The organism is Massilia terrae, assembly GCF_024753145.1.
Taxonomy (GTDB): Bacteria; Pseudomonadota; Gammaproteobacteria; order Burkholderiales; family Burkholderiaceae_D; genus Telluria; species Telluria terrae.
In genome coordinates this window covers 1-12903 of the sequence record NZ_JANUGU010000012.1, presented here as the reverse complement: position 1 = coordinate 12903, position 12903 = coordinate 1, and the positions used below count along the sequence as shown (strand labels likewise).

Annotated in this window: 14 protein-coding genes; 11 read left to right on the top strand and 3 right to left on the bottom strand. The window is 65.4% G+C overall.

Annotated elements, in window-relative coordinates; all coding sequences use genetic code 11:
- Positions 1 to 72: 72 nt before the first annotated feature.
- Positions 73 to 261: a hypothetical protein gene (locus NX778_RS23320; RefSeq protein WP_258814209.1), complete on the bottom strand. Its 189-nt coding sequence runs from the start codon at positions 259 to 261 to the stop codon at positions 73 to 75.
- 30 nt (positions 262 to 291) lie between these two features.
- Between NX778_RS23320 and mepK the strand changes: the two genes are divergently transcribed.
- The 8 genes from mepK to NX778_RS23280 all read left to right on the top strand — a co-directional run bounded on the left by mepK (position 292) and on the right by NX778_RS23280 (position 6191).
- Positions 292 to 831: a peptidoglycan L,D-endopeptidase MepK gene (mepK, locus tag NX778_RS23315; RefSeq protein WP_258814208.1), complete on the top strand. Its 540-nt coding sequence runs from the start codon at positions 292 to 294 to the stop codon at positions 829 to 831.
- A gap of 3 nt (positions 832 to 834) precedes the next feature.
- Positions 835 to 1629, top strand: coding sequence for a hypothetical protein (locus NX778_RS23310; RefSeq protein ID WP_258814207.1), 795 nt, complete (start codon positions 835 to 837; stop codon positions 1627 to 1629).
- Positions 1626 to 1934 (top strand): hypothetical protein, encoded by a 309-nt coding sequence (locus NX778_RS23305; RefSeq protein WP_258814206.1) that lies wholly within the window; start codon positions 1626 to 1628, stop codon positions 1932 to 1934. The genes NX778_RS23310 and NX778_RS23305 overlap by 4 nt, the downstream gene beginning before the upstream one ends.
- An 87-nt stretch (positions 1935 to 2021) precedes the next feature.
- Complete coding sequence (locus NX778_RS23300) at positions 2022 to 3320, top strand: M20/M25/M40 family metallo-hydrolase (RefSeq protein WP_258814205.1); 1299 nt, start codon at positions 2022 to 2024, stop codon at positions 3318 to 3320.
- Positions 3321 to 3387: 67 nt separating this feature from the next.
- Positions 3388 to 3828: a thioesterase family protein gene (locus NX778_RS23295; protein ID WP_258814204.1), complete on the top strand. Its 441-nt coding sequence runs from the start codon at positions 3388 to 3390 to the stop codon at positions 3826 to 3828.
- Positions 3829 to 4005: 177 nt separating this feature from the next.
- Positions 4006 to 4590, top strand: coding sequence for an RNA polymerase sigma factor (locus NX778_RS23290; RefSeq protein ID WP_258814203.1), 585 nt, complete (start codon positions 4006 to 4008; stop codon positions 4588 to 4590).
- An 11-nt stretch (positions 4591 to 4601) separates the two neighbouring features.
- Positions 4602 to 5102: a hypothetical protein gene (locus tag NX778_RS23285; protein WP_258814202.1), complete on the top strand. Its 501-nt coding sequence runs from the start codon at positions 4602 to 4604 to the stop codon at positions 5100 to 5102.
- An 18-nt stretch (positions 5103 to 5120) separates the two neighbouring features.
- Positions 5121 to 6191: a hypothetical protein gene (locus tag NX778_RS23280; RefSeq protein ID WP_258814201.1), complete on the top strand. Its 1071-nt coding sequence runs from the start codon at positions 5121 to 5123 to the stop codon at positions 6189 to 6191.
- 118 nt (positions 6192 to 6309) lie between these two features.
- Here the strand turns inward: NX778_RS23280 and NX778_RS23275 are convergent, their stop codons facing one another.
- Positions 6310 to 6801 carry a DUF3016 domain-containing protein gene (locus NX778_RS23275; RefSeq protein ID WP_258814200.1) on the bottom strand — a complete coding sequence of 164 codons (492 nt, stop codon included), beginning with the start codon at positions 6799 to 6801 and terminating at the stop codon, positions 6310 to 6312.
- A 422-nt stretch (positions 6802 to 7223) separates the two neighbouring features.
- On the opposite strand from NX778_RS23275, the gene NX778_RS23270 reads away from it, so the two are divergent.
- On the top strand, positions 7224 to 8729 hold the full coding sequence (locus NX778_RS23270; protein WP_258814199.1) for an HD domain-containing phosphohydrolase: 1506 nt from the start codon (positions 7224 to 7226) through the stop codon (positions 8727 to 8729).
- Positions 8730 to 8884: 155 nt separating this feature from the next.
- Positions 8885 to 10423, top strand: a complete 1539-nt coding sequence (locus tag NX778_RS23265; protein ID WP_258814198.1) for a class I SAM-dependent methyltransferase — start codon at positions 8885 to 8887, stop codon at positions 10421 to 10423.
- Positions 10424 to 10569: 146 nt separating this feature from the next.
- Here the strand turns inward: NX778_RS23265 and NX778_RS23260 are convergent, their stop codons facing one another.
- Entirely contained in the window at positions 10570 to 11967 is a 1398-nt protein-coding gene (locus NX778_RS23260) for a GAF domain-containing sensor histidine kinase (RefSeq protein WP_258814197.1), read from the bottom strand.
- Positions 11968 to 12472: 505 nt separating this feature from the next.
- On the opposite strand from NX778_RS23260, the gene NX778_RS23255 reads away from it, so the two are divergent.
- On the top strand, positions 12473 to 12850 hold the full coding sequence (locus NX778_RS23255) for a hypothetical protein (protein ID WP_258814196.1): 378 nt from the start codon (positions 12473 to 12475) through the stop codon (positions 12848 to 12850).
- The last annotated feature ends 53 nt before the right edge of the window (positions 12851 to 12903 follow it).

The following is a 12903-nucleotide window of genomic DNA, read 5'->3' as shown; positions in this document are numbered from 1 at the left end:
GCCAGCGACGATGCAGGCCCGGCAAAGGACGACTCATCATCGCAAGCGGCGCGCCCGCTTTTTCGACCTGGATCAAACAGCCCCGACATGCGCCGCAAACGCGGCTGGGCGCAGGTCCGATACAGCAAATTCGTCCGTTTCAAGCGACAAAAAAACGTTCAGCGAACTCGGCGTTTCGCCCGTAGTGACGGGCGAAAACCAAAACACTGCCTGCAGAATTTGCTTCGCGAAGGTATGATGGAGGCAGTCGAATTCATCCAAGGAATTACTATGAATCAACGACGTTCTTTCTTGAAAACTTCCGCCGTCCTTGCTTCCACCCTCGGCCTGCCCGCACTGGCGCGCTCGGCCGACGTCGCGGCGGCGGCAGCGGCCACCGCCTCCCCCACCGAGCGCTCGCTGCGCCTCTACAACATCCACACCGGCGAAAGCCTCAAGACCACTTTCTGGGCCGAAGGCTTGTTCGTGCCGGATGCGCTGCAGGACATCAACAAATTGCTGCGTGACTATCGCAACAACAAGGTCGAAGCCATCGATCCGCAACTGCTGTTCCTGCTGAACAAGATCAGCGCCCAGTTCGGGTCGCAGAACGTGCTGCACGTGATTTCCGGCTATCGCTCGTCAGAAACGAATGCGATGTTGCACGCCAATACCGAAGGCGTGGCGAAACACAGCCTGCACATGGAAGGCAAGGCGATCGACATCCGCATGCCGGGCCAGAACCTGGCCAGCCTGCACAAGACCGCGATGGCGATGCGCGCCGGCGGCGTCGGCTACTACCCGGACTCCAATTTCGTCCACGTCGATACCGGGCGCGTGCGCTACTGGTAAATCATGAACAGGCTGCCCGCATGCCTGCTCCTCCTGCTGCTGGCCGCGCCAGCCTTCGGCCAGGACGCCACTCCGGCGGCGGCGCCCCAGACCGTGACCGTGCGCAGCACCCGCGACCCGGTCGACAAGTCGTATCGGAAGATGATCGCGGGCATGCAACGCTTCGAGCGCGACCATGCGCTGGCGCCCCGGGCCACGCTGCGTTTCCAGCTCCTGCCGCGCCTGCCGACGGTGGACATGCGCGGCATCACCATGCGCGTGGTGGGCGACCACATCACGGTCCCGGTGCCGGTCGCGCCGGACAATACTTTCGTGCTCCCGAATAACGAGCAGGCGCTGCGCGAGGACGCGGCCGTGATCGCCAATCGCAAGACCACCAGCATGACCTGGCGCGCACAAGTGCTGTCGCCCGGCGTTCCGGCCGGCATGCGCCGCCTGGGCGACCTGCGCCTCGAATGCCGGGTCGGGATGGACGCCGGCCTCATTTCGAACAGCTCGCCAATGTTCGGCTGGCTGTCGGACGCCCTCACCAGCACCGACCAGGTCTGCAACAACGCCGACGGCCACTACCTGTTCTTTGCCGAGCGCCCCGTGTTCTCGGTCACGCTGCACGCCGGCGAGCGCACCGAAGTGATGCCGTTCAAGATGCTGTACGCGGGCGGCGAGCAGACCGGCAGCAGGCTGCGCTACTGCGATTGCCAGGTGCTGCTGGACCGCACTTATTACGTGCCGATTTGGGACCCGGGCTGGCCCGACGATACCCTGGTCGAGTTCGACTACATGAGCGATACGCCATGAAAGCCGCCCTGTTCCTCGCGCTGGCCATGCTGGCCGGCTGCGCCACCCGGACCGCGCTGGAAGGCACCGTGGTGGCGCCCGACCGCAGCGCACAGGTCGTGCCCGGCCAGTCCACCAAGGCCCAGCTGCTGGCCACGCTCGGCAAGACAGATGCCGCCGTGAGCTTCGACAGCGGCTACCAGGCATGGATGTACCAGGTGCCCGCCGATGGCGGCCGCTACAGCGAATTCGTGGTGCTGATCGACCCGCAAGGCATGGTCAGGAAGACGCGCCGCCGGCCGCCCGAATTGCCGCCGCGTCCGTGAATCCATTGTAAGTACCGCCAATTCCCCTCTTTGCTAAGTTGCCACGAGGTAGTACATTTGACTCCTTGCTCAACAGGGGGATGTCACATGCGCTTCACACTTGGCCTCGCACTCGCCGCCGCCGCGATTTGCGCAACATCGCAAGCGGGCGAGCTGTCGCCTGTGGAACAACAGATCGTCGCCGCGGTCAAAGCCCACGACGGCGAAGCCATCGCCCTGCTCGAACGCGCCGCCAGGATCAACAGCGGAACGCTCAACCTGAAAGGCGTGCGCGACGTCGGGGCCTTGTTCCGCCAGCAGTTCGACGAGCTCGGCTTCAAGACCACCTGGGTCGACATGCCGCCGGAAATGGGCCGCGCCGGCCATCTGGTCGCGACCCGCACCGGCACCCAAGGCAAGCGCATCCTGCTGCTCGGCCACATGGACACGGTGTTCGAGCCGGACAGCACGGCGCCGCTGTGGCAACTGGACGGCGACGGCGTGCGCGGCCAGGGCGTGTCGGACATGAAGGCCGGCGACGTCGCCATCATCGCAGCGCTGCGCGCGCTCAAGCAGGTCGGCGCGCTCGACAACACCACGATCTCCGTGATGTTCACCGGCGACGAGGAGGAAGCCGGCAATCCCAAGGCGGTCTCGCGCGGACCGATGGTCGAGCTGGCCAAGCGCAGCGATATCGCGCTCAGTTTCGAAGGCATGGTCGGCGACCGCAACGGCCAGCCGCGCGCCACCGTGGCCCGCCGCGCCACCGCCTTCTTCGAGCTGGAAGTCAAGGGCAAGCAAGGCCACTCGTCCGGCGTGTTCGGACCGGGCGCGGGCTACGGCGCCGTGTACGAAGCGGCGCGCATCCTCGACGCCTTCCGCCAGCAGGTGCCGGAACAAGGGCTGACCTTCAACCCGGGGGTGATCCTGGGCGGGACCGAAGTCGCCTTCGACGACGCCAATTCGAAAGGCACCGCCGCCGGCAAGACCAACGTGATCGCCAACACCGTCACGGTCAAAGGCGACCTGCGCTACCTCGACTACGCCCAGCGCGACCGGGCCCAGGCCAAGATGCGCGAGATCGTCGCGCACAGCCTGCCCGGCGCCAGCGCGACCATCAATTTCCGCGACTCCTATCCGCCGATGGCGGTCACGCCGGGCAACCTGAACGTGCTGGCCGCCTACTCGCAAGCCAGCGTTGACGCCGGCCTGGGCGAAGTCGGCGCGGTGCCGGCCGAGGCCCGCGGCGCCGGTGACATCCAGTTCATCGCGCCCTACATCGACAGCCTGGACGGCCTGGGCGCGAGCGGCTCCGGCGCGCATTCGCCCAGCGAGCGGCTGGAGCTGGCCTCGGTGCAGCGCGCCGCGATCCGCACGGCTATCCTGATCTACCGCCTGACGCGCTGAGCCGCCTCAATCGGACGCCGGCCGGGTTCCGGCGTCCCGGTCCGGCGGCCGGGTTAGAATGCCTGCCATGGCACGCTTACAACTGCACTTCCCCGAAGACCAGTGGTACTACTCGACGCCGCTGACGGTCCGCGTCACCGACGTCAATGCCGGCAACCACCTCGGCAATGACTCGATGATCTCCATGATCTCCGAGGCGCGGGCGCGCTTCCTGTTCGAGTTCGGCGTTTCCGAGACCGAGCGCGACGGCAACGGCATCATCGTCACCGACCTCGCCACCACCTACCGGGCCGAGGCGCACGCGCGCGACCAGCTGCTGTTCGAAGTCGGCGTCATGGACTTCAACAAATACGGCGGCGACATCATCTTTCGCGTCACCCGCCCGCAGGACCGCACCCTCATCGCGATGGCCAAGTCCGGTTTCGTCTTCTTCAACTACAAGACCAGCGAAGTCGTCGCCATGCCCGACGACTTCCGCACCAAGTTCGACCGCGTCAACTGGGTCTGACCGGCCCCCACCAGCGCTCAGCAACGTCGTCCTTGCGAAGGCGAGGCCCCATGGGAGCCCTCGCTCCGTCGATAAAATTTTATTTCATAAATAACTAAAATATGAAATAAGATTTCATCATCAAGATTCCGGGAACTTTCCCCCTCCCCCGGTGGAATACTTGAAAAGACCACCACCATGACCGCCACCGACCCATCAGACAGCGAACTGCTGCGCCAGGCAAAAACCGGCCTGGCCGCCGCGTTCAACGCCCTGTACCGGCGCCACCAGGGCCCGCTGTACCGCTACGCCCTGCTGCGCTGCGGCTCATCGGACACGGCCGCCGACATCGTGCAGGAAGCCTTCATGGGCCTGCTGACCGGCAAGCTGCAGTTCGACCCGCTGCGTGGCCAGCTGCAGCACTTCCTGTTCGGCGTAGCGCGCATGCTGGCCCTGCGCCATGCGCCGGCCCGGGAGCGCCGGCTGGCGGACGGCGGCGACGACGAGGACGAGGGCGGCCCCGAGCTGGCCAGCGACGAGCCGGAACCGCTGGCCCGCCTGCTGGACAACGAAGCGGCCGAGGAGGTGCGGCGCGCGCTGTCGCAACTGGCGCCGCATTACCGCGACGTGGTGATCTTGTACGAGATTCAAGACCTGTCCTACCAGGAGATCGCTTCGGTCTGCCAGGTGGACATCGGCACCGTGCGCTCGCGCCTGTCGCGGGGACGGGCCGCGCTGGCCAAGCGGCTGGCGGCCTGGCGTCCGGCGGCGAGCGCCGCGTGAAGGAGAAACAAATGGATGAGCAAACCAACGATTCGATCCTGGCCGGTCCGCTGGCCAGCCTGCGCCAGGAGATGGCGCAACTGAACACGCCGCGCTACGTGGAAAAGGACCTGTTGCAAGCCTTCGCCGCGCAGTTCCCGCGCAAGCCGCGCTGGTGGGAGCGGTTCGCCACGCCGCAATGGAGCCTGGCCGGCAGTTTCGCCAGCGTCGCCCTGGTGGTGCTGGTGTTCGGGCTGTCCGGACACGGCCCGCAGCTGCACAGTGGCAGCGTTTCGGCGCCGCTGGTCAGCCGCGATGGCGGCGGCGTCTTCATCGCGCTCGACACGGCGGAACGGATCGAAGCGGAACCGGCGCCGCGCATGATCGAAGCCGAGGTGCCGCGCACCATGCTGGCCGGAATGGGCGTGGGCGTCAGCATCACGCCGGAAAACGCCGGCGACCAGATCAAGGCCGAAATGCTGGTCGGCTCCGACGGCGCGCCGCTGGCCGTCCGCCTGACTTCAGTCGATTAACCGCAACACGAGGACACTATGAACACCAACAAACTGATGCTTGCCGCCTTGCTGGCGTGCACCCTGGGCCCGGCCCTCGCAGCCGAAGACGACCAGGCCAAGCCGCAACGCGAGGTGATCGTGCAAGGTCCGGCCCAGCTGCGTACGGCCGACGGCAAGATGACCGTCAACACCACCAGCATGCTGCGCATCCATGGCCGCGCGGTCAAGAACGCGCCGTACAGCGCGCAGGAAGTGGTCGAGCGCCAGCAGGTTCTGCCCGACGGCAACCAGATCGTCAACACCACCACCACGATGAGCTACCGCGACAGCGAAGGCCGCCTGCGCGTCGAGCGCCGCGACCGCAAGGGCGAGGTGAGCAGCATCATGATCACCGACCCGGTGGCCAACGTGGCCTGGTCGCTGCGCCCGCAAGACAAGACCGCGCTCAAGCTGAAGAGTGTCGACCCGGCGCGCATTGCGGCCGAGGCCGCGCGTGCCGGGGCCGAAGCCGGCCGGGCCGCCGCGGAAGCCGGACGGGCCGCCGCGCGGGCCGGCCGCGCTGCCGCCGAGGCCGCCCGTGCCCAAGCCGAGCAGATGCGCAAGGACGGCGACGGCCGTGAAATCATCGTCAAGCGCGTCGAGCGCGACAATGGCGAAGCGATGCAGCGCGTGCAGGAAAACGTGCGCATCGTCACCAGGGAAATGACCGACGACCGGATCCGCGCGCTGTCCAGCCTGGAGCCGATGCTGGCCAACGTCGCCGGTGACTTCAAGTGGTCCGGCAAGAGCACCAGCAAGGACCTGGGCACCCGCGACATGGGCGGCGTCAAGGCCCAGGGCAAGCTGCGCAGCTACGAGATCCCGGCCGGCGAGATCGGCAACCGCAACCCGATCACGGTGTCGGACGAGAGCTGGTGGTCGCCCGAGCTGCAGATCACGCTGTACTCCAAGCACAGCGATCCGCGCACCGGCGACAATATCTATCGACTGGAGAACCTGAAACGCGAAGAGCCGGCCGCCGCCCTGTTCACGGTGCCGTCCGACTATACGATCAAGGAACCGAACACGCCGCAAGTGGCGGCGAAGGTCGCGCCGAAGTCCAACTGAATCCCGCGCGGCGCCTGCGTGTTACCCCCTAAGGGAGCGAGCGGGCTTGGTCCCCGCCTTCACAGCCCGGCATGCGAATGCCGGGCTTTTTTTCGTGCAAGGGAACGACGGGCGAACATTAGCGCCGCTTGCCTAGGAAAGTCTTCTCGAACCACTCGTCGAGCATCTGCTTTTCAAAGCGCAGCGGATCGCCATCCGAGTAGCGGTTCAGGTGCATCATGTAGGCCATGTCCGAGATATCGGCATCGCCGCTCGCAACCACATTGCCGCCCTGCTGCAGCGAATACCGCAGGCGCATGTGCGGCCAGTCCGCCTCGCCTTTCATGATGCGCAGGTCGCGCCCGCTGCGGGTGTTGGGGATGACGCGTCCCGCCAGGTCGATATCGAGCACGTCGATGGTGAGGGTCTGGTCGGAAGGCAACCTCTGGCCGAGCTTGGCGAAATGTTCGGTCAGCTGCTTCATCACATCCTCGCGCTCCCAGGGCTCGAAAGGCATGTCGGCGAATTTATCCGGCTGAACATAATGCACCGTCACCTCCGCCGCGAAGGCGCTGGTGGCACTCAACAGGCACAGGCCTGCGAAGGCCATCTGTCGAATCGGGGTCTTCATGTTCGGTCCTTTCAGTTGGTTTCTTGCATTCTTCAATATACGCCGCTTTCACGGCTCACGCCCCTGCCCTTTGTCATTGCTTTGTATCGCTATGTTAGTCCCCGTTCAGGTCGTGTATACCCTCCCCGCCCAGAATGGTTCAAGGGAGGTCAACCGTGCCGGAAATCCGCAAAGCCAAGCTCGGCCGCCACCAGCGGCGCAGCTTTTTCTGCGAACGTTGCCAAAAGCACTATGAATGAAAAAACGATCCGATAACTGCAAGTCAACTTGTCACGTACCACGCGGTTACAAACTGCAAAAAAGCAACAATCTTTCCCGTTGTTAATATTTCCTGCTCATACTACAATCAAGTGACAAGCCATGAAGTCGCTTGCAGCTACGCATGTCCCAATATTTGCCACCATCGCTAATCGGAACGCGTTATGCCCTTTCTGTCTTCTGCCTCGCCGAAGCTGGCGCCCTGGAAAGTTTTGCTTGTCGATGACGAGCCGGACATCCACGACATCACCAAGCTGACGCTGTCGCGCTTCCGGCTGGACGGCCGCGCCCTCTCCTTCGTGCACGCCTACAGCGGCGAGGAAGCGAAGCTGGTGCTGGCGCGCGAAAAGGACATCGCGCTGGTCTTCCTGGACGTGGTGATGGAGCGCGAGGACAGTGGCCTCGAAGTGGCGCGCTGGATGCGCCAGGACCTCGATAACCAGTTCACCCGCATCGTGCTGCGCACCGGCCAGCCTGGCCAGGCGCCGGAAGAAAAGGTCATCGTCGATTACGACATCAACGACTACAAGGAAAAGACGGAGCTCGACCGCACCAAGCTGTTCACCACCACCTTCGCCGCGCTGCGCGCCTACCGCGACATCATGAAGGTCGAGGAAGCGCGCCGCATCCAGCACAGCTACCGCGAAGGGCTGGAGCGGGTGATCGAAGCGTCGGGCCACATCTTCAGGCAGCGCAACCTGAAGGACTTCGCCAGCGGCCTGCTGCAGCAGGTGGTGGCGCTGCTGCGGCTCGAAAAGAGCATGCTGCTGCGCGTCGCCGGCGCCAGCCTGATCACGGGCGAAAGCCAGTACGAAGTGCTGGCCCGGATCGGCGACATCGGCGGCGACATCATCTGCCCGGAACTGCTGGCGCAGCTGGACGAAGCGCGCGCCAACCGCATCTCCAAGCTGTTCGGCGACACCTACGTCGGCTACTTCCCCAACAGCAGCGGCAAGGCCTCGCTGCTGGTGCTGCGCGGCGTCGAGGAGATCTCCGAGATCGACGCCCAGCTGCTCGAAGTGTTCTGCTCGGGCGTGGCGATCGCCTTCGACAACATCCTGCTCAACAAGGAGATCACCGACACCCAGGCCGAGATGATCCTGCGGCTGGGCGACGTGGTCGAATCGCGCTCGCACGAAGCGGGCAACCACGTGCGCCGCATGGCGCAGGTATGCCAGGTGATGGGCGAAGCGGCCGGGATGTCGGACGACGAGATCAGCGTGGTGATGCATGCGGCGCCGATGCACGACATCGGCAAGATCTCGACGCCGGATGCGGTGCTGCTCAAGCCGGGCAAGCTGACACCGGAAGAGTGGGAGATCATGAAGCAGCACCCGGAGGTCGGGCGCTCGCTGCTGGCAGGCTCGCAGCGGCCGATCCTGAAGGCTGCCGCGGTGATCGCGCACCAGCACCACGAACGCTACGACGGTACTGGTTACCCGCAGGGGCTGAAGGGCGAGCAGATCCACCCGTACGCGCGCATGGTGGCGGTGGCCGACGTGTTCGACGCACTGTCGCACAAGCGCTGCTACAAGGCCGCCTGGCCGATCGAGCAGGTCACCGAATACATGCGCGAACAAGCCGGCCACCAGCTCGACCCGCACTACGTCGACCTGCTGATCAAGAACATGGACAAGGCGGTGGCGATCAACCAGAGCTGGCCGGACTGAGACATTGGGGTCAGGTCGTCCAAAGAATCAAAATTCCCGCCCGCTAAGTCCTGTTTCGCAATCTTGATTCTTTGGACGACCTGACCCCATTTTTTTTCAATATCCCCAGCCCGTCCATGTAACATAGCGCATCCCATTTTCAGACTGGATGCCCGATGACCGACTGGACCGCTGGCTACATGGCCGACATCCCCTACATCTACGGCTACTACTCGGAACTGAACCCGCTGTTCGTCCAGCTGGCCTTCCTCAACGCCGGACTGGCGCTGCCGCAGAACGGCACCGCCTGCGAGCTGGGCTTCGGCCAGGGCGTGAGCATCAATATGCACGCGGCGGCTTCGACCACGCGCTGGTACGGCAATGACTTCAACCCGTCACAGGCCGCGTTCGCGCAGGAGCTGGCCGCCGCTTCGGGCGCCGGAGCAGATCTGTCCGACGAAGCCTTCGAGGAATTCTGCAAGCGCCCCGACCTGCCCGACTTCGATTACATCTCGATGCACGGCATCTGGAGCTGGATCTCCGACGCCAACCGCACCATCATCGTCGATTTCGTGCGCCGCAAGCTGAAGGTCGGCGGCGTCCTCTACGTCAGCTACAACACCCAGCCCGGATGGGCCGCCATGGTGCCGATGCGCGACCTGCTGTCCGAGTACAGCGAAGTGATGGACGCGCCCGGCCATGGCGTCGCGGCGCGCATCGACAACGCGCTCGACTTCGCCGACCGCCTGATGGCGACCGATCCGGTCTATGCGCGCCAGATGCCGCAGGTGGCGAAGAACCTGGCCAATATGAAGAGCCACGAGCGCAGCTACCTGGCGCACGAATACTTCAACCGCGACTGGCACCCGATGTCGTTCTCGCGCATGGCCAAATGGCTGGCGCCGGCCAAGCTGGAATATGCCTGCCCGGCCAAGTACCTCGACCACGTCGAGTCGATCGACCTGACGCCGGCGCAGCAGCAATTCCTGAACGAGATCCCGAGTACGGCCCTGCGCGAGACGACGCGCGACTTCATGACCGGCCAGACCTTCCGCCGCGACTACTGGGTCAAGGGCAAGCGCACCCTGTCCGCGTTCGACCAGGCCGAGGCGCTACGCCGGCACAGGGTGATGCTGGTGACGCCGCGCGACCGGGTCGTCCTGCAGGCCACCGGCAGCGTCAAGGCGGCCGGGCTGGCGCCGCAGGTCTACCAGCCGATCCTCGACTTCCTGGCCGGCCACCAGCCGCGCTCCATCGGCCAGATCGAGGCGGCTGTCAGGGATGCGGGGGTGGTGTTTCCGCTGCTGGTGCAGGCCCTGATGGTCCTGGCGGGCAAACGCGACCTCGTCACGGTGCAGGACGAGCAGGTGACGGCGGCGGCGAAACCGCGCTGCGAGAAGCTCAACGAGGCTTTGATCGCCAAGGCGCGCGGCGCGAACGTGGTGGGATCGCTGGCCAGCCCGGTGACCGGCGGCGGCATCCCGGTCGGCCGCTTCGAGCAGCTGTTCCTGCTGGCGCGGCAGCAGGGGCAGAACAGCCCGCAGGAATGGGCGCGCTTCGTGTGGACGGTGCTGGCGGCGCAGGGGCAGAGGCTCAGCAAGGACGGCCGGCCGCTTGAATCGGCCGAAGAAAACATCGCCCAGCTGGGCGAGCTGGCCGAGACGTTCAGCGAGCGTGATCTGCCGATACTGAAGGCGCTGGGCGTCGCAAGCTGAAGCCCCAGCCATCAGCAAGAAAGCCGTCGTCCCGGCGAAGGCCGGGACCCATGCTGAGTTAGCGGGCCTGCGGCGGTTCAGGATTCGACGGCGCAGGCGGTCCATGGGTCCCGGCCTGCGCCGGGACGACGTTTGCGAGCAGGCTGTCAGGCTTCCCCCCTCTCCTCGCGCCGGCTGCGCGGGAATCGAAGCTGATACCGCAAGCCCTTCCCCAGCTCGCTCTCCACATGCACCGTCCCGCCCAGCGGCCCGGTCGCGAGGTTGTACAGGATGTGCGCCCCCAGCCCGCTGCCGCCGCTCCCCCGTTTGGTGGTGAAGAAGGGATCGAACAGCTTGGACAGCGTGTCCTCATCCATCCCCGCCCCGTCATCCGCGTAGTCGAACACCACCATCTCCCCGTCCGGCACCACCTGGATCGTGATCGTGCCTTTCTGGTCGCGCTCATAGCCGTGCACCAGCGAGTTCACCACCATATTGGTCACGACCTGCGACACCGCGCCCGGGAAGCTGTCCAGCACCAGGTCCGTCGGACATTGCAGGTCCACCTTCACCTGCTGCCCTTTCAACTTCGGCTGCAGCGACAGCAGCACCTCGTTCAGGTAGGTGTTCAGATTGAAGGCGCGCAGGCCGTCCGAGGACTGGTCCACCGCCACCTGCTTGAAGCTGCGCACCAGCGCCGCCGCGCGCTGGGTGTTGGTGGTCATGATGCGCAGCGACTGGTCGACCACGTCGAAGAATCCGGCCAGGCTGTCCTCGGTCATCTCGCCCGCGTCCATCTCCTGGCGCGCCAGCTTCAGCTCCTGCACCAGGTGGCTGGTCGCGGTCACGCAGATGCCCAGCGGCGTGTTGATCTCGTGCGCCACGCCCGCCACCAGCCGTCCCAGCGAGGCCAGCTTCTCCTGCCGCACCAGTTCCGACTGCGCTTCCTGCAGCTGGTGCAGCGCCGTGTTCAGCGCCGCGTTCTGCCGCTCGAGCCGCTCGGTGCGCTCGTGCACGGCACGTTCCAGCCGGTCCATGCTCTGCAGGCCCTGCAGCGCGAACGAGACGTGATTGGCGATCGCCTCGAACAGGGCCTGGTCCTCGTCGCTGTAGGTATGGTCGGGCGAATAGCTCTGGATGACGATCGCGCCCAGCGCCTCGTGCTGCTGGTCGAGCAGCGGGCAGCCGATCCAGTGCTCGGCCGCCGAGCCCTCGCCCCAGCGCTTGCCCTCCTTGGCCAGCGCGTCGAACTGGTCGCGCGTGATCACCAGCGTGCGCCGGTTCAGGATCACCCAGGCGGTCGGCCTGTCCTCGGGCGAGGCCAGCTTCATGCGCAGTTCCGGATCCGGCGAGGCGTCCTGCTCGTCGACGAAATACACGAAGCGCACCGTGCGGTCCTCGCGGTCCCACAGCGCCACGTAGAAGTTGGCCGCGTACATGATCCGCCCCAGTTCGCGGTGCACGAGACGGATGAATTCCGTGATGTCGTTGCAGCTGGTCGTCATCTGCCCGATTTCGAGCAGCATCGACTGGACCTCTTCGAGGCGGCGAAGACGGTTTTCCATTATTTCCCTTGAACTAAAAAGTGCGCCAGAGAAATATTAGCAGCTAAGGGCGCGGCTGCGTGCGCCCAAATGGAAAACTGTGGCGTCAGGCGAAGACGCCGGGCCGGCGGGGCGGAACTGGGGGCGGGCGCAGCGGGCGTCCCGGTGGATCGACCACGGGCCGTGGCGCTTCGCCGCGCGTGAACGGGTTGATGATGATGGGCGGGATGGTCGGTGGCGCGGACGGCGGGCCTTTGGGGCCGCAGGACGCACACGCCGGCGCAGGCGGATGCGTGCGCAGCTGTAGCGTGCTTGTTGGCATGGTTTCCCCCAACAAAAGGCGGACTGTCAGTATAGACAGCCAGCCGCGCAATTCAAGGCCCGGTCCGGGTCCAATACAGACGTTCGTCGGCGCGGATCGCCGTCAGGCCCGCAAAAAACGCATCCTGTCGCATCCCGCTCGCCCGCGACGGGGCGCGGGAATACAGTGGCACCGTACCAAACAACTTACACAACGAGGAAAGCCATGAAAAAATCCGCCCCCTGGGTCATCCTGCTGCTGGCCGTGCTGCTGGTCTCCGCCGTGTTCATGTACTGGAGCGGCACCGTGATCGACCTCGACGGCGACCGCATCGACGGTCCGGCCGGCGCCCTGCTCGGCGCCCTGTTCGCGGGCGGCGGCCTGCTGTTCGCCGGCTTCGTGATGGTGGTGGTGGGCCTTGTGCTGGCGGTGGTGTTCGCCGGCGTCGGCGTCCTGCTGCTCGGCGGCCTGGCCCTGGGCGCGTTCGCGCTGGCCGCCGCCATCTCGCCGCTGCTGCTGCCGCTGCTGGTGCCGCTCGCGATCATCTGGTTCTTCGTGAGCCGCTCGCGCAAGCAGCGCGCGCTGCGTGAGCAGGCGGTTTAAGGAATAGCGATAGCACGTCGTTCCCTATACGTCGTGAGACGATATGATTTCCA